At 36.5% G+C, this 17,118-nt stretch carries 18 protein-coding genes; 6 read left to right on the forward strand and 12 right to left on the reverse strand.

Going from position 1 to position 17,118, the window contains the following annotated elements:
* The first annotated feature begins 51 nt into the window (after positions 1-51).
* Positions 52-420, forward strand: coding sequence for an iron chaperone (locus BOQ64_RS10175; protein ID WP_129058081.1), 369 nt, complete (start codon positions 52-54; stop codon positions 418-420).
* Positions 421-464: 44 nt separating this feature from the next.
* Here BOQ64_RS10175 and BOQ64_RS10180 read toward each other — a convergent pair whose 3' ends face one another.
* From BOQ64_RS10180 to BOQ64_RS10190, 3 genes are all read right to left on the reverse strand, one after another.
* Positions 465-782 carry a hypothetical protein gene (locus BOQ64_RS10180; protein ID WP_129057981.1) on the reverse strand — a complete coding sequence of 106 codons (318 nt, stop codon included), beginning with the start codon at positions 780-782 and terminating at the stop codon, positions 465-467.
* 339 nt (positions 783-1,121) lie between these two features.
* Positions 1,122-1,610: a YkgJ family cysteine cluster protein gene (locus BOQ64_RS10185; RefSeq protein WP_129057982.1), complete on the reverse strand. Its 489-nt coding sequence runs from the start codon at positions 1,608-1,610 to the stop codon at positions 1,122-1,124.
* Entirely contained in the window at positions 1,611-2,582 is a 972-nt protein-coding gene (locus BOQ64_RS10190; protein ID WP_129057983.1) for an ion channel, read from the reverse strand. It lies immediately after the preceding gene.
* 145 nt (positions 2,583-2,727) lie between these two features.
* Here BOQ64_RS10190 and BOQ64_RS10195 point away from each other — a divergent pair, with 145 nt between their 5' ends.
* Complete coding sequence (locus BOQ64_RS10195; RefSeq protein ID WP_129057984.1) at positions 2,728-3,108, forward strand: group III truncated hemoglobin; 381 nt, start codon at positions 2,728-2,730, stop codon at positions 3,106-3,108.
* Positions 3,109-3,139: 31 nt separating this feature from the next.
* Here the strand turns inward: BOQ64_RS10195 and BOQ64_RS10200 are convergent, their stop codons facing one another.
* The 9 genes from BOQ64_RS10200 to hflX all read right to left on the reverse strand — a co-directional run bounded on the left by BOQ64_RS10200 (position 3,140) and on the right by hflX (position 12,603).
* Complete coding sequence (locus BOQ64_RS10200) at positions 3,140-4,210, reverse strand: calcium:proton antiporter (RefSeq protein ID WP_129057985.1); 1,071 nt, start codon at positions 4,208-4,210, stop codon at positions 3,140-3,142.
* Between the two features lie 66 nt (positions 4,211-4,276).
* The gene (locus tag BOQ64_RS10205) at positions 4,277-4,615 is read right to left on the reverse strand and encodes a DUF6122 family protein (RefSeq protein ID WP_185147070.1); all 339 of its coding nucleotides are present in this window, start codon (positions 4,613-4,615) and stop codon (positions 4,277-4,279) included.
* Between the two features lie 26 nt (positions 4,616-4,641).
* Complete coding sequence (locus BOQ64_RS10210; protein ID WP_129057986.1) at positions 4,642-5,880, reverse strand: hypothetical protein; 1,239 nt, start codon at positions 5,878-5,880, stop codon at positions 4,642-4,644.
* Positions 5,881-7,896, reverse strand: coding sequence for a hypothetical protein (locus BOQ64_RS10215; protein WP_129057987.1), 2,016 nt, complete (start codon positions 7,894-7,896; stop codon positions 5,881-5,883).
* 17 nt (positions 7,897-7,913) lie between these two features.
* Complete coding sequence (locus BOQ64_RS10220) at positions 7,914-8,582, reverse strand: hypothetical protein (protein WP_129057988.1); 669 nt, start codon at positions 8,580-8,582, stop codon at positions 7,914-7,916.
* Between the two features lie 118 nt (positions 8,583-8,700).
* A complete protein-coding gene (locus BOQ64_RS10225; protein ID WP_129059706.1) occupies positions 8,701-9,423 on the reverse strand; it encodes a DNA alkylation repair protein in 723 nt (240 codons plus the stop codon).
* A gap of 17 nt (positions 9,424-9,440) precedes the next feature.
* Positions 9,441-10,727: a cation:proton antiporter gene (locus BOQ64_RS10230; protein ID WP_129057989.1), complete on the reverse strand. Its 1,287-nt coding sequence runs from the start codon at positions 10,725-10,727 to the stop codon at positions 9,441-9,443.
* Between the two features lie 23 nt (positions 10,728-10,750).
* On the reverse strand, positions 10,751-11,380 hold the full coding sequence (locus tag BOQ64_RS10235; RefSeq protein WP_129057990.1) for a DUF4919 domain-containing protein: 630 nt from the start codon (positions 11,378-11,380) through the stop codon (positions 10,751-10,753).
* Entirely contained in the window at positions 11,380-12,603 is a 1,224-nt protein-coding gene (gene hflX, locus BOQ64_RS10240; RefSeq protein WP_129057991.1) for a GTPase HflX, read from the reverse strand. Before hflX ends, BOQ64_RS10235 begins: the two co-directional genes overlap by 1 nt.
* A 193-nt stretch (positions 12,604-12,796) precedes the next feature.
* On the opposite strand from hflX, the gene BOQ64_RS10245 reads away from it, so the two are divergent.
* The 4 genes from BOQ64_RS10245 to BOQ64_RS10260 all read left to right on the forward strand — a co-directional run bounded on the left by BOQ64_RS10245 (position 12,797) and on the right by BOQ64_RS10260 (position 17,077).
* A complete protein-coding gene (locus BOQ64_RS10245; protein ID WP_228448300.1) occupies positions 12,797-13,504 on the forward strand; it encodes a LytR/AlgR family response regulator transcription factor in 708 nt (235 codons plus the stop codon).
* Between the two features lie 148 nt (positions 13,505-13,652).
* Positions 13,653-14,132 carry a T9SS type A sorting domain-containing protein gene (locus BOQ64_RS10250; RefSeq protein WP_129057992.1) on the forward strand — a complete coding sequence of 160 codons (480 nt, stop codon included), beginning with the start codon at positions 13,653-13,655 and terminating at the stop codon, positions 14,130-14,132.
* A gap of 5 nt (positions 14,133-14,137) precedes the next feature.
* Positions 14,138-16,660 carry a beta strand repeat-containing protein gene (locus tag BOQ64_RS10255; protein WP_129057993.1) on the forward strand — a complete coding sequence of 841 codons (2,523 nt, stop codon included), beginning with the start codon at positions 14,138-14,140 and terminating at the stop codon, positions 16,658-16,660.
* Positions 16,661-16,666: 6 nt separating this feature from the next.
* Positions 16,667-17,077 carry a hypothetical protein gene (locus BOQ64_RS10260; RefSeq protein ID WP_129057994.1) on the forward strand — a complete coding sequence of 137 codons (411 nt, stop codon included), beginning with the start codon at positions 16,667-16,669 and terminating at the stop codon, positions 17,075-17,077.
* Positions 17,078-17,118 lie beyond the last annotated feature (41 nt).

Here is a 17,118-nt window from a genome sequence, read left to right on the forward strand (position 1 = left end):
GTGAAAGGAGAAAGTGCTGCTATATGCAGCACTTTTTTTATTTTTATGAATATGGAAAACACCTTTAAAAATATTGATGATTACATCCTTTTATTCCCTATCAATGTTCAGAAAAGGTTTATTGGGCTAAGAAAGGCAATCCATTCCCAAGTTCCCAATCTTGAAGAATATATTAGCTATCAGATGCCTGCTTTTAAGTATAAAGGAAAACCTTTGGTTTATTTTGCCGGATATAAAAAACACATCGGATTCTATCCTGGTGCTGAAGGAATCAAAAATTTTGAAAAAGATTTTGAAGAAAGGAATTACAAGTTTTCTAAAGGAGCTGTACAGTTTCCGATAGATGAAGATATTCCATTGGATCTGGTTAATAAGATTGTAGCATTTAGGATTACAGAAATTGAGCAAAAAAAATCCTGAAATACAAGATTCCAGGATTCAGACTAGTGTTTGCTAAAGTACTATCACTTTTTCTTCTTAGATTTTTTCTCTTCTTTAGTGGCTTCTGCAGGTTTAGTAGCTTCCGTTGTGGTTCCCGCACTAGCTGTGGCTGTACCTGCCGGCGTTGCTGTTGAAGCTTCTGTTGCAGTAGTATTTTGTCCACTTGTTGTGGTCGTGGTAGAATTCCAATCTGTTTTGGTTTCTGATGTTTGCGGCTGTGTTTGAGTGGTGGTTGTCTGGTTATTAGTAGTGCTTTCGGCTGGCTTCTGGGTTTGTGTTTGAGCCGATACTGCGATTACTCCGACTAAGGTAAACGCTGCCGTTAAAAATAACTTTTTCATAATGTAATATTTAAATGATTGTTTAAACTAAACGGGGGCTCATTTATAAAAATTATGTGTAAATAGCTTATTTAACGGACTTTATCACTTTTTAAGAGGAATTTGTAAATATGAAAAAGAAAATCAAATCATAAAAAAAGAGCCCCTTAAGGCTCAAAGAATGACTATTTTTAGTCTTTTATCGTCTTTAAAACTAATATTAAATGCTTTAACAATTTTTATTAGTTTTACTCTGGCTTTGAATCCTTGTCAAGGTTTAGAACCTTGACAAGGATTGTTTGCTAAACTATTCCCAGTCAAGGCGTTCATTTTTCATCACCTTGCTTTTCATCTTAGAATTTACTTCGCTATATTCTTCATCATTTTCTCTACAAATTCAAAAGCAGCCGGGCAGATTACCGTATTTTTCAGCATCAGGTTGTTGATCTGATAAATCTTTTTGCGGTCTGTATGAGGGTATTCTCTACAGGCTTTTGGTCTTACTTCATAAATAGAACAAGTATTATCACTGTTCAGAAAAAAGCATGGAAGGTTTTGTAATACCTTATCATTGTCTTCATCCACTCTCAGAAATTTAGCCTCGAAATCAGCAGACTTCATACGCAGATGCTTAGCGATACGTTCAATATCTTTTTCAGTGTATAACGGACCTGTGGTTTTACAGCAATTGGCACACTGTAAACAGTCTATTTCATCAAAGACTTCATCATGGGTTTCCTGTACTATATAATCGAGGTTTTTGGGCGGTTTTTTCTTTAATCCGTCCAGAAATTTTTTATGTTCTTTCTGCTTTTGTAAAGCCTGTTTTTTATAAAAATCTAAATTCATTTATTCTTTATTTCCTGTCTGAGCAGGAAGATCTGTTTTTTGATATTCATTGATCTTATCAAGATCTAAAATCGTAGCAAGATTCTTTTTATCAGGATAATACATCGGAACAAATTTCGCTCCGTACACAATTTCTCCAGTCACATAGGAAGATCTTTGAACTACCGTATTAGAGAATACTTCATCAAACGCTCTTACCTGAACAATGATCTCAATATCCGTACTTTTAAAATCATCCTCAGAGAAGCCGTAAAATGGTGAGCCTTCATTGATTTTATGAACTACTGTCCAGTTCAGAGCCAAAGTATTGATCTTGCTTAAATGGGTTTCCAACCTGTAAAAATTGCTCTTGGGAACATCATTTTCAATGACTTCAATGGCTGTAGATACAATCACATCGGCATCCGTCAATGCATTATTCTTATAAGGGGCTAATCTGAACATTAAGGCTGTTCCCTCTTCAAAAGGAGCAATCACCGCAATATCAGAAAATCTTAAATAAGCTCTCGGTCTTGAAAATCTTCCATAAAAAAGACCTGTTGCAATGGCAAAGGTAAGCAATCCCAGAAAAGCCTCAAAAGTGGCTACTAAGCTGGCCAAAAAGCCCACAGGAGCAATCCTTCCATATCCTACAGTAGTAAATGTCTGCGAACTGAAGAAGAATACATCAATAAACTCATTCAACGGATCACTTTTATCTATCCCAGTAAGGTGCTCCACTCCAATCAGGTAATAGATCATAGCAAATAAAAGATTGATGAGAATATAAGCTACAACGAGGTATGAAATAAAACGGAATGAAGAGAGATTCAGCATCGTATGATACCAGCTCAGGCTGTTGAAAACATTCACACCTGTTCTCTTTACATTCGGGAGACCATCTTTATTGATGAACCTTCCTGAAGCATTGCTTCCGAAACCACTGTTCTCCGTGTTTTTCTGGCGAATCTTTTTTCTGAACCCTCTTGTCATCTTATCTCATTTGTTTTTTGAATAGCTTAGCAATTGAACATTACCCTTCTCCTCTTTCCGGATACAAAGATAAAATATTGTTTTCATGAATTTTATCAATTGGATCCTTTACTCATTCAATTTGATTTTACAGTAAATTTGAAGTATGAAAAAGCTTGAATCAAGAGAGGACATTGAACACCTGGTTAATTCATTTTATGCCAAAGTAGTAAAGGATGAAACAATTAGTTTCTTCTTCAATGATATTGCTAAAGTAGACTGGGATAAACATCTTCCTAAGATGTATTCGTTCTGGGAATCTATTCTTTTCGGACAGATGACTTACAAAGGAAATCCAATGGGTGTCCATTTCCCGATCAATGAAATACAGGCTATGGAACAAAAACACTTCGATAGATGGCTGGAACTGTGGAGAACAACCATTGAAGAAAATTTCGTTGGTGAAAATGCTGACATGGCCATCTATAAATCCGAAAATATCGCCAAACTGATGGCTTTTAAAATGGATTTAGCGAGAAGACTTTAGCGAGGTTCGGGATCCGAGTTACGGGATTTTTTTAAGGAACAATTACCGTAAAAATATACGCAGCCAAGTTTACTAAAAGTACGGTTCCGTACAGGATATTCGTTTTCCCACGGCTTAATGAAAGCATCACTATAAATACGGATAAGGACAGAAGAATAATATCTTTTTTGTCCAGCCCAAGTACCAATGGGATATCATATACGATACACACCACTGAAACAGCAGGAATCGTAAGCCCAATACTTGCCAATGCAGAACCTAGGGCAAGATTTAAACTCGATTGTATCTGATTGGCTCTTGCGGCACGTATAGCAGCAACCCCTTCAGGAAGCAGTACTACTGCAGCAATAATAACCCCAACCAAAGACTTAGGAGCTCCTACACTCTGTACCATTCCTTCAATGGTATCTGAAAGCCCTTTTGCCATCAAAACAACAATTACAAGGCAGATCACTAGAAATCCAAAGCTTATCAGAGTTTTTGTTAATGTAGGAATATAATGTTCTTCAGGGTGTTCATCAGGAACAATAAAGTAACTTCTGTGTCTCACGGTTTGTACCATCAAAAATACACCGTAAATAACTAGACAGGCAATAGATACAAAAATAAGTTGTGCCTGATTATAGAAAGGTCCGTTAACACTGGACGTAAAATTAGGGAGAACGAGAGTAAGGACCAGGATCGAAACAGTACTTACCAAATAAGTAGTTGCTGAGGTCCTTGCAAAGAACTGTTCGTGGTATTTAACACCACCTACCAGAATACAGATTCCCAAAATGCCATTCAGAATCAGCATTACGGCGGCAAAAACGGTATCTCTGGCCAGCGTGATCGCCTGATCTCCGCCGGCAACCATCAGTGAGATGATTAACGCTACTTCAATAATGGTGATACAAAGAGCAAGGATAATGGTTCCGAAAGGCTCTCCTACTTTATGAGCCACCATTTCTGCATGGTGAACTGCCGATAAAACACTCCCAATAAGTAAAATTCCGGCAATAATATCATAAATAACACCACTTCCCATCAGTCCGGAAAAGTAGTAACCTACCGCAAGGACAGGAAAAATATAAGTGTAATGTAAAAGTTCTTTCAATTTCATATCGTGACTACAAAATACAAAAAATCTATAACATTTTCAATATCGAAAGAAAATATTAATAATATTTTAATGAGGCCAGAAGTTAAAGTCCTGATAATCTGTTAACATATGAAAAAGCAATCCTATGGCAACAATTCTAATATTTCCTTTAAAAAACAGCAGCAAAAAATACACCGCAATGGCATAATAGGAATGTAAAAAATGAAAACCTATACTTTCTCTTGACGGATCAAAAATAGGATTGGCAAAAAGGTGGTCCAGATCTACCAGCATTGTCGCCAATAATATGAGATACACCTTCTTCCAATTTTTAGGATAAAAGGTCAACGCAATAAAGACAGGAAACACAAAATGCAAAAAATAATGTGTACAGGTTTTGAGCAAAGCAATTTCTGATGGAGCCATTAAAGGATTTTTTCCAGTTTCCAGGGTTACCACCGTAAAATTAAGGGTAAATTTCCTTTTTTCGCTTTTATTTTCAACCAATAATTCTGAGATATGTTTCCGTACAGCATATAATCAATATCGGAAACGATCTTTTTCTCTGTGTAGCTCAGTGTTTTCAAAGATGAATACAGTAAAGAACTATTGCGAATCAGGATATAATTTTCTTTTAATTGAGAAGATGTTATTACAGGCTTTCTGGTAGATTTTATGACAACTCCATTGTTATTTTTACTAATTTCATTAGGCTGAAAAGGAATTGCTGTGAATTGGTTCTCACTATTAATCCACTTTTTAGATTGAAAATAGTCCCATGTTTTTTCAGCATTTTTGCTTTGAATCTCAATGCTATAATTAGGCTGTGTAATCTTCTGAAAGGTTTTCTTTTCAATCTCATTAAAATTATCATCATATTCATAGCTGATAATGGTATCGTTAACCTGCTCAAGATTTGCGGTAGCTTTTAAAGAAGTAGCCTGTGAAGAATCTGCAATGCTTTTATTGAAAAAACGGCTGAAGTTTCTGATGTTCTCCTGATCTAGTTCCATTTCCAGAAACTGATCTCCTTTCTGAAATTTTGATTCAATTGAATTAAAAGCGTTCAGATTTGAATTATTTTTAATCTCAATTTCATCATCATTCAGTTCAATAGTAAAGTTTTTAATTTTCTTCCCTGAAATGAATGAAATACTTCCTAATGTATTCTGAATAAACTCGTCTGTATTCCGAGCAGGACTTGAAGAAGTCTGAAGGAGCTGCTTTTTAATTGTTTCAAAAGCGGAATCAGAAGTTCCCGCAACACAGTGATTACCTTCTATCATAAAGAAAAACTGATCTTTTTGAAAACGGTTATTTCCTTTATCTGTAAACTGTTGCTTCTTTAAAAAAGCGATGAACTGTTGAGGATCTTTAAGTTCTAAAACACTATACCATTCGGAGAATTTAGTGTCTTTAATATGGAAAATCTGCAAAAAATCCGGAATTCTGATTCCTGAATTTCTGATTGAAGCAGAGCTTTTACCCTTTGCATCACTTCCGGACCAGCTTGAAGGATGTGTAGCTAAGCTGAAGAGATATTGTCCCGTTAGTTTCTTACTATCAATTAAAATAACTGCATCTGCGTTTTCAGGAATATATCTGAGGTTTTTATCTTTATGAAAAACCACAAAATACACTGCAACAGCAAGCAATACAAGTAACGGGACAATAATCTTCTTTTTTTTCATTTATAGTACGGGTGATTTCTTTTCGGTCTCTTTTGTTTTAAAAATCTGATCGAATATATCAAAGAAGTACATTAAGCTGTTCTCCGAAGAATCTTTAATATTATAATTCATTTCAGTCTGGATACTTTCTCCTTTCACTTCGGTTTTATAATACAATTCTCCTACATTTTTTCTGATAGCATCCAATGTCTTTCTGTCTTTAGGGCTTTTGAATTCTTTATCTAAACCTGTTAAAAGCTTCTGAAGATCCAATCTTCCGGATAAAGGATATTTAGCTGAATCTTTCGCCCATTTTCTGGAAATATCAGATTGACTTCCCGATAACATATTGTCTGTAGAGCTCATCAGATATACCACTCCATCTTTTACTGTAAAGAACAGCTGATCAACATATCCTCTATCTTTCTCGTCTTTAAAGGTGTATACATTCCCTTTTTTTGAGAATTTTTTAGCTAGTTTTTTATTGGTAGCCAGCATATCAAAAATACGGTTCCAATAGCCTTCATTCTCTGTTGCAAAAGCGAAAGTGAAGTTAGGAACAGCGATCTCCTTCGTTTTCTTTACTTCTTTTTCATTGAAATCAGCATCATATTCGTAATCCGTATATTCTACTGTTTTGGATTTCAACTCATTTAAAACAAAAATTCCGTTTCCTGGTGCTATTTTGGAAATAGCTTCTTCATCCAGAATAATTTTCATGGTTTCCATAATGAGCTCCATTTCTTTTTTGTACTCATTAACTCCGGAATTCTGAAGAAGGCTGTACATCATATCAAAACATTTTGCTCCATTTACATTCATTGCATAGTAACCAACGCTTTTTTCATTGATAAGTTCCAACAGCTTCTTGTTTTTCTTTCCTTTGTAAATAGCAGACATGCTCTTCTGAATTTCAGAGTTTTTATGCTGATAATTATTAACCAGTCTTACTTTGTCTTTATCAAAATACAGATTGAACGAATAGTTGGAGTTGTACATGTTTTTGAAGATCTGCCCATAAGTATAATACTTCGTCATCTTACCATAGATTCCATCATTTACAATTCTTCCATAGTCTGTATAAACAAACACATCTGAATTGGCATCTCTGAAGGCCAGCATTTCTTTAGGAACTTCAATTTCTAAATTTGAATTGAAATATTGGTCAAATCGTCCTTCAGCGTTCTTTTGAACAATCTTAAAGTCTTCTCTACGGATAGAATCCTGCTCTTTCTGGTAGGCTTTTTCAGCTTCCTCGTCATAACCTTCACTAGGCATTACACCCTCATCCTCAGGAATCTCTGCACTTTCTTTCTCTTTAGGATACTTGTGGTGTTTTTGAAGGTATTTGATATCTTTCTGAATTCTTGCAATCTCTTTATTATTATCTTTAATACTCTCTTTCAGATACTTAATATCTTCCTTCAGATTTTTGATTTCCTCTTTATAATCAAAAGGTTTTTCCGGCTCATCAGCATAAACATCTACTGCTGTAACAGCAGAATCAGCAACGGCAACAGCCGTACTGTCTGTAACAGCTTCTTCTGTCCAAAGATCACCTTTATAAGGTCTGGTATAGCTAATCATACTGAGAACAGCGCGGCTCCCATTCCAGGCTACAAAAATATCATCATCAATATCTACGTAAGAATAGTTCTTTCTGCTGAAAACCTCCTGTCCTTTTTTCTTCATAGAATTAACAAATTCCTGGAACTTCTCCTTATTATCAATGATAAAATGGGTATTGTAGGTCTTAATAGAATCATTAAAACTTGCGTAATGATACTGAACAGCATCATACTTGATTCCTGTTTTGGAATAATCTGTCCAGGAAGGTTTTTCCTTGTCTTTTTTGTTGAGTTCATGCAACAAAGGGTTCAGTTTACTCCAGTTGATTTTATTGTTAAGCTGTTTTCCGTTAACTTCCATATAAAATACGGCATCAGACGGGATTTTCATACTGTTTTGGGCAAATACCAAGGTAAAGCCAAAGAGTACGAAAATAATGGTTTGCGTTTTTTTAAAGATAGATTTCATGACTATAGTTTAGAAATTTATTGAAAAAGAATAGTGTTTTGTATTTGTTTTTTCTGAAGGATAAGATCCAGAATATCAGCCTCCAGCTTAATTGCTTTTTTGTTCGGAGAAAGTACGTAAGTGTTATTGGTTTGTGATTTCACAGCATTTTCAAACTGCATAATGGAAGTATATTTTGCATCATTGAAAACTTCCTTATCTGCTTTACTCATCTTATCATAATCTTCTTTGAAGGTATTGACTTTATTTCTTGCCAATGTTTTCTTCTCAAGATTCTGACTGTAGACCTGTGTAGGAACCATTTTCCCCAATATTTTCTGAGCTTTCAGTTTTTCCAGACCTGCATTGATGTTTTCAATTTTTTTGAAATTACAGCTCAGCTTGATGATGTAATTCTCCAGATCCACAGATGTTTTCACATTACTGATTCCCGAAGTTCCTTTAAAAATAGCTGCAGCTTCATTGATTTTCTTTTCAATTTCAGCTTTTTTGGGAACTTTTTTTCCGTTGATGGTTTCCATTTTAGATATGGAGGCCAGCCTTGTTTTACTTTTGCTGGCATTAAGAATAATAGTATATTCTCCGGTACCATCTGCTTTAATATTCACTTTATCAAGAATGTCGAAACAGCTTGTAAGGAGTAGCAAAGGGATACATAAAAGAAATAATCTGAGAAAATTTTTCATGATTGGGTTTAAAACCACAAAATTACTCAATTTCGGTCTTAAATCCTTATCATCTTTGATTTTTCAAGTACAAATAGCTGTTTTCCGGTACTTTTTCAGACCAAGAAGACTCTCATTTTCAAATACGTCCTTTCAGGTAGTCCTGGCGAAGGTCTTCATCCAGTTTTTCGATAGCATAGCGCAGACAGGTTCTTGGCATTTCTTTATAGTACTGGTTCAGATAACCAATGAGTTCCTGTTCATTTTTATTGCCCATTTCCCGCAGCAGCCAGCCATTGGCTTTGTGCATCAGATCATGAGGATGTTTCAGATTTCTGGTTACAAATTCTTTGGTAAGATCAAAAGAGCCTTTTTTAATATAATGCATCGTCCCTACCACAGCAATTCTCTTATGCCACATCTCTTCCATCTCAGAAAGATCTCTCAACAGATTTTCTTTCCTGTTTTCGTAAGCATATCTGCCAAGAATTTTATAACAACTGGAATCTACCAGATCCCAGTTATTAACATATTGAAGATGGCTGAGATAAAATTCTACGATTTCATCTTTTACCAGTATATCTTTTGTTTTTTCAAACTTTGAAATCAGCATAAAAAGAGCAGTAAGCCGATGTTCATGGTATTTTGAAGATAGAATTTCGCTTAACTCTTTTAAATTGATTTTTGAATAGTACTCTTTGGCTACAGACCTCTGATCCGGAACAGTTACACCCAGAAACAGATCTCCTTCACCGTATTCTCCTTTGCCTGTTTTGAAAAATCTTGGAAAAAATTCTGCTTTTTCAGGAATGGACAACACTGCAAGAGCTTCCTGTATTTCTTTAACAATACCTGTACTCATTCAATGATTTTTTAGAATTAAGCTTTATGCTCCAGAGCATTATTTTCCTGCTCCTCTTCTTCCTTTACAATCTGTTTAGGGTTAGCAACTTTCGCAATGGTAAGCCCCTGAACGATAATAGAGAATACCACCACACAATAGGTAATACTCAAAATGGTCTCACTGTATTCACTTTTCGGAATAGACATTGCCAACGCAATGGAAACCCCACCACGGATTCCTCCCCAAACCAATACTTTTACGGTTTGTGGACTGAAGCTTCTTCTCAGAGAAGTAAACTTTGTAGGCCCCCAGATGGAAATAAATCTTGCAAACAGCACAACAAAAATAGCCAGTAAGCCAGGAATCATAAAGTGTTTCAGGTCTTTAATCATTAAAAGTTCAAACCCGATGAACAGGAATAATACAGCATTCAGAATTTCGTCAATCAGCTCCCAGAATTTAATCAGGTAGTCCTGAGTAACAGATTTCATTTTGAAGTTTCTGTTAAAATTCCCCATAAACAATCCTGCCGCTACCATGGTTAATGGTCCTGAAATATGCATCTGCCTTGCAATAAGATAACCTCCCATTACTACAGAAAGCGTTACCAGTACGGAAATAATATAATCATCCACTTCACGCATTAATCTGGAAGTAACCCAACCGAGTAAAACCCCAAGTAAAAGACCTCCTCCAGCTTCATGAAGCAATAGTAATCCAATATTTTCTACACCAAGATCTACTTCTTTTCCTACGGCAAGCTGTAATACTACGGTAAACACTACAACGGCCATACCGTCATTAAAAAGAGATTCTCCGGCTACTTTTGTTTCCAGTGATTTAGAAACATTCGCCTGCTTCAGGACACTCAGAACCGCCACCGGATCGGTAGGAGAAATTAATGCTCCAAAAACGAGACAGTAGATAAACGGAAGCTTAATTCCTACATACGGAAGGAGATAAAACATTCCAAATCCTACTACAAAAGTGGAAATTACAACTCCTACTGTGGAAAATATCAATACAGGCCGGAACTGTTCTTTAAGATCATTAATGTTAATATGAATTCCTCCAGCAAAAAGAAGAAAATTAAGCATTGCTCCCATTAGTACCTCTGTAAAATCAATACTGTTCATCAGATTATGAAGATGACCGAAAGTTCTTGGAAGTACCGTTTCTCCAAACATTACCAGGAAAATAGAAACCACAATGGCAATCACCATGATTCCAATAGTACTCGGAAGTTTTAAAAATCTGTAGTTAAGATAGGCAAATATGGATGCTAATACGATTAATGCTGAAAATGAATAATATAATTCCACTAAGTGTTCTCTTTAAAATTAATTTATAAGTCTAAGTAAAGGACCTTGATGTATATTCTCTGACCTCCTTTTTCCCAGATATCAAACATGCCGTCCTTTGAAGTCCTTGATCCTCTGGTATAATCATTTCCTATATTCAGAATATTCAACAGAATGTATTCATCTCCCACCGAATTTACAAGGTAAGCTGTTTTCTCAGACTTTCCGTCTCCGGAACTTTTAATTCCATCTGCAAGAGCACGAAACTGGCTCAGGTGATGCATAAAATTGGTTCCATCTTTTAAAGAATCATAAGCTCTGAGTAAAATAAGCAAAATGTCCAGATTCGTAGGGTCTTTATCATACAGAGCCTTCCCCTGCTTGACACACTCTTCAGAATTGTTTTGCTTAAAAGCTTCCGCCAAATTCTTAAATGCCTCCTCTGAAGTACTTATTTTATCTGTCCGAAAACTTCTTCCATAATAAAGATACTGTGCTTCTATACTATCCAGAGACTTTGGATATCCTTTGTATTTGAAAAGAAGTTTCTCGTAATTGTACGGAGAATCAGAACTTTTGAAACTCTTTTCAATGGCTTTAAAATCCACTTTCGATTTCTGGCTGAATCCAAAAACCGAAAACAGAATGAATAAAAGGAAAAAATGATATTTCATTAATTATTGTTTTCTTCCTCCTCGTCATCAAAGTATTCGAAAAGGAAATCGTTGTATGGGAATCTTGAAATATGAATCTTCATCACCTCATCGTAGATCATCTTTTTCATTTCAGGGAAGTTTTCCTTCGTTAAAGCAGAAATGAAAACAGTTGGATACTTTGATTTGGCCATCCATGTTTTTTTCCATTCGTCAAGAGAAATATTCTTCTTTGAACTAGGTGTTAAATCATCTTCATCTTTCTTTTCATAGCTAAAATCATCAATTTTATTGAATACCATGATCATGGGTTTCTGATGTGCATTGATGTCCATTAAAATCTGATTAACAGAAGCGATGTGATCTTCAAAACTTTCATGGGAAATATCCACTACATGAATAAGAAGGTCTGCTTCACGAACCTCATCTAATGTAGATTTAAATGATTCTACCAATTGCGTCGGTAGTTTTCTGATAAATCCTACGGTATCGGTAAGCAGGAAGGGTAAATTTCCAATCACTACTTTTCTAACCGTAGTATCAAGGGTTGCAAACAGTTTATTTTCTGCAAAAACTTCAGATTTTGAAAGAGAGTTCATCAATGTGGACTTTCCAACATTGGTATACCCAACTAAAGCAGCACGAACAACTTTTCCGCGGTTATTACGTTGGGTTGCCATTTGCTTATCGATCGTCTTTAATTTATCTTTCAACAAGGTAATCCTGTCACGAATGATACGACGGTCAGTCTCAATTTCTGTTTCCCCGGGACCTCTCATCCCGATTCCCCCTTTCTGACGTTCCAAGTGGGTCCACATTCTCGTCAAACGAGGTAAAAGATACTGATACTGTGCCAGTTCTACCTGAGTTCTTGCATAAGAAGTCTGTGCTCTCTGTGCAAAAATGTCAAGAATAAGATTGGTACGGTCCAAAATTTTAACTTCCATTTCTCTTTCTAGGTTTTTAAGCTGTGAAGGAGAAAGTTCATCGTCAAAAATTACGGTTCCGATTTCATTTTCTTTTACATATTCTTTTATTTCGAGTGCTTTTCCACTCCCAATAAAGGTTTTGGAATCTGGTTGTGTTAATTTTTGGGTAAAGCGTTTTTGTACGGTTGCTCCTGCCGTGAAAGCTAAAAACTCAAGTTCATCCATGTACTCCACCAGTTTTTCTTCATCCTGATTCTGGGTAATAATCCCTACCAAGACTGCTTTCTCATAATTATGTTCTTTTTTTTCTAACATTAAGTTCTGTCTATGTTTATGATTTTTACAAGATAATATTTTTCAGAAAAAAAACAAAATCAAATTTTAGTTAATAACATTTTTTAATATAAATTTAAGATTATCCTAGATTGTTTTGTGAAAAATCAATAACTTTATGTAATAATTTTCTGATTTTTAAACATTTAACTTAAAAATTAATATCCAGAAGATCATGATTACCCATATTAGATGTATGATTATTGATGATGATGAACTGGACAGGCTGGTTCTTCAGCATTATATTAAACAGTATGAGAATATAGAAATTGTCGCTTCTTTTGATTCGGCTGAAAAGGCAATTCCTTATCTCGAACTTCCCATTGACCTCCTCATCACCGAAACCAACCTAAAAGGTATGAGTGGTTTGGAGTTTCGCAAATTAGCCCATAAAATTCCTGCCTGTATCTTTGTAAGCTCACATCCGGAACTTGCGGCCTGTGTTTTTGAGATCAATACGCTGGATTTTATTACCAAACCCCTCACTTCAGAACGTTTTCATTATTCTATGCAGAGACTTCTCGATTTTTTCAAAATAAAGGAAAAATGTGAGTGCTATGATGCTATACTGGGACAAGAGTTTATCAAGATCAAAGAAAGTGGAAACATTTCTCAGATCAGAAAATCTGATATTCTTTACCTGGAAGCTCTCAAGGATTACACCCGAATCATCACTCTTGAAAAAAAGCACTGTATTCTTGATTCCTTGGGTAATCTTCTGCATAAAAGTTTTTTTGATTCTTTTGTGAGAATACACAGAAGTTATGCTGTTCCCAAACATCTTATCCGTGGAAAAAGCTGTCATGAAATAGAGCTCATCCATCATATTAAGCTTCCCATCGGCAGAACATATAAAAATAATCTGTCTTTCTTTGAGCCTTAAATTCCAACAATAATTCACAAAACGCCATTGGTCGATTATTTCTGTCGTTGGTCTATTTTCCGGTTATCGGGTCATGATAGGTAGTAATTTAGTCTTCCCAATTTTCTTATGGAAAAACTTGAATTCATCACCTTAAAAACCGTTATCCATGAAAAAAACATCTATTTATTCTCTCATCTTGTTTGCCTTTTCCTTCTTATGCCTGAAAGCCCAATCTGCAATTCTGGCAACGGGAATGGATGCTTCAGATGGCAGTGGCTCAGTTTCCTATAGCGTCGGGCAAATAACCTATCTTTATAAAGGAACTGGAGATCTGGTTCTGGAAGGCGTTCAACAGCCTTATGAAATTACTGCATTAACCACTCGTGAAGCAGCGACATCTGATCTAAAGGATATTCTACTATACCCCAACCCATTCAAAGATTATCTGTACCTTGATTTTACTACCAATAATTTCAAAGGGGCGGAATATCAGCTATTTGATGCCCAGGGTAAATTAATCCGAAAAGACATGATCTTAGAATCAAAATCTGAACTTAATTTTTCAGATATCCCTTCTGCCATGTATATCATCAGAATTAATCAGCATGGAGAAAACATAAAAACTTTTAAAATCATCAAAAAATAATTAACATGAAAAAAATATTATCAATGTTCTGGATTCTGTCCGGCCTCTTTATGGGGCTTTCACAGGCTCCCGAAAAAATGAGTTATCAGGCAGTTGTGAGAAACGGATCTGGGCAGCTGCTAGCCAATCAGGGAATCGCAATCAAAGTAAGCTTATTACAAGGATCTCCTGCCGGCACACTTGTCTACTCTGAAAGACTTACCGGAAACACAAATGCTAACGGTCTTATCAGTATGGAAATAGGGACAGGAACAGTATTATCAGGAGTTTTTTCTTCTATTGACTGGACCTTGGGAAATTATTATTTAAAAACAGAAACTGACCCTTCAGGCGGAACGAATTATACCATAGCAGGAACCAGCCAACTATTAAGTGTTCCTTATGCCATGTATGCAAAATCCGCAGGCGGTGGTGGGGGCAGCTTTGCTATTCCGTATACCAATACTGTAAATAATCCTTCTACTCTATTTTCATTAATAAACGATGGAGACGGCACTTCATTAGAAGGAGTGAACAATACTACCACCTCGAGTATCGCAGCAGTCAGAGGGATTGTAAGCAATACAGCTCCTGGTGGATTTTCCTCTGCTGTTCGTGGGATCAATAATGGAACTGGCGGTTTAGGTATTGGTGTCTGGGGAAGTCAGGCAGGAAGTGGCTGGGGTGTATATGGAGTAACGCCTAATGGCTTGGGGGTATATGGAAATTCCAGTGCTAACGGAACCGGTGTATATGCTAACAGTAATACAGGTACCGGGCTAACAGCAACCAGTAATAATGGAATCCCGGCAAGTATATCTATCTTCAATAATGCGAATAATAACAATGCCCTCAGCGTATCCACTGTAGGAAACGGAACTGTTGTAAATGTTACCACATCAGGAAACGGTGCCGGGGTAAATAGCTCTACAGGAGCCGGTTTTGCAGTACATGGAAGCACCTCATCTCAATCTTCTGCCGGTATTGTAGGTGATAATACCGGAGCGGGTGAAGCTGTTGTGGGTAGAACCACCAGTGATATTGCAGGTGCTGTAGTAGGACGAAATGATGGTGGTGGATATGGTGTAAGAGGATTTATAGCAACCAGTACAACAGGAACAGGTATTGGTGTTTATGGACAGGTAGGGTTAAATAACAGTACTGGACGGGCAGGGCGATTTGAAAATTTTAATCAAACAAATACTGACGCGAATACTTTTGAAGTACAGTCTAACGGCAATGGAAATATTCCTGATAACACCAAAGGAAATGCTGCTTCTTTTGTACTCGACAATAACAATAGTGTTGGTGCAGCTGTAAGAGGAGAAGTTAATACGATCTTCGGAAACTTTGGTGCTGCAGCTGTCTTTGGTGTTTCTTCAGGCACAGGAGGACGTGCCGGATTATTCTATGCATCAAATCCTTCCGGAAACGGAGCATCACTCATTGCATTAACTGATGGTAACGGAAATGCGATCACAGCCAATGCAGGAAAAGATGGAAATGGCGTTGAAACCAATATTGATGGTGCAGGAAACGCACTTTATGCATGGGTTCCTTCTTTTGCAACCGGAAGAGCGGGAAGATTTGAAATCTTCAACGAAAATAATACAAATGATGTAGTAACAGTGAAAACGGTAGGAAATGGTATAGCAGGAAATTTCAAAGTTGATAAAACACAAGGAACCTCACCTGCTGTAAAAGGAGAAGTAAATTCTATATTTTCCAACTTTGGAACGGCCGGAATTTACGGTATTTCTTCCGGAACAGGTGGATTTGCTGGTTTATTTCACTCAAGTAATCCTTCCGGAAACGGCCCTGCTATAGTAGCTATTGCGGACGGAAATGGAAATGCTATTACGGCTAATGCAGCAAATGGCGGGGATGGTGTTGAAACTACCGTAGACGGAACGGGATCAGCTATTTATGCATGGGTCCCTAACTTCAGTAATGGACGTGCTGCAAGATTTGTAAATTTTAATACAGGAAATACCAATCCGGCACTTACAGCGGAAACCCACAGTACCGGTTCTATTGCCGTATTCAAATCTGGAAACCCAGGCACTGTAAATGTTGCCCGTATAGACAATACAGGGAAAGGATTCTTCAATGGAGGCACCCAAAACAGTGGTGCGGACGTTGCAGAAGCATTTGATGTACACGGAAGTATTTCAGAATATGAACCTGGTGATATACTGGTCATTTCAACCAATGCTGACCGAACTGTAGAAAGATCTTCAAAACCTTATTCTAATCTTGTTGCTGGAGTATATGCAACCAAACCTGGAGTTCTTTTAACAGAAGAGCATATTGATACAGATATTTCCAATAAAGTTCCGATGGGTGTTATTGGAGTCATCCCAACCAAAGTATGTCTTCAAAATGGAAAAATAAAAAGAGGAGATCTTCTGGTTACTTCATCTCAAGTAGGGATTGCCATGAAAGCTGATCTTAAAAAAGTGAAAATTGGACAGGTCATTGGAAAGGCACTTCAGGATTATGATCAAAAAGAAATTGGAAAAATTCAAGTATTAGTCAACATAAAATAAACCGTTATGAAAACAGTATATATCATCCCATTATTACTCTTAAGCACCATTATCTATGCTCAGGAAAATAAACAGGTTGCTCCTGTGGAAGATCAGCCCCTTGCTTTAAAACAGATTAAAGAGCAGGAAGCTAAACTGATGCAGGAAGCTAAAGAAAATATAGAAAAGCAAACGGTTCATACAGGACTGACTTCTGACCAGGGACTGAAAGTAAAAAAACAGGAACAAAAACCTAAAGCTGCTAATACATCAGGACAAATGCTCCCTAGCACAGCAACACTGGAAGAAATAAAAAGAACAATTCCCAACAGACAGGCATCTCACAATACCATACATTCTAGGAACACAAAAACAATTATAGGACTCCCTAATACTGCAACTTTAGAAGAAATAAAAAAGACAATCCCTAAAAACTAATACCCTCAAAAAACTAATAATCCCAAAGACTGATAACCAAA

The organism is Chryseobacterium sp. CH25, assembly GCF_004119455.1.
In the GTDB taxonomy this organism is placed as follows: Bacteria; Bacteroidota; Bacteroidia; order Flavobacteriales; family Weeksellaceae; genus Chryseobacterium.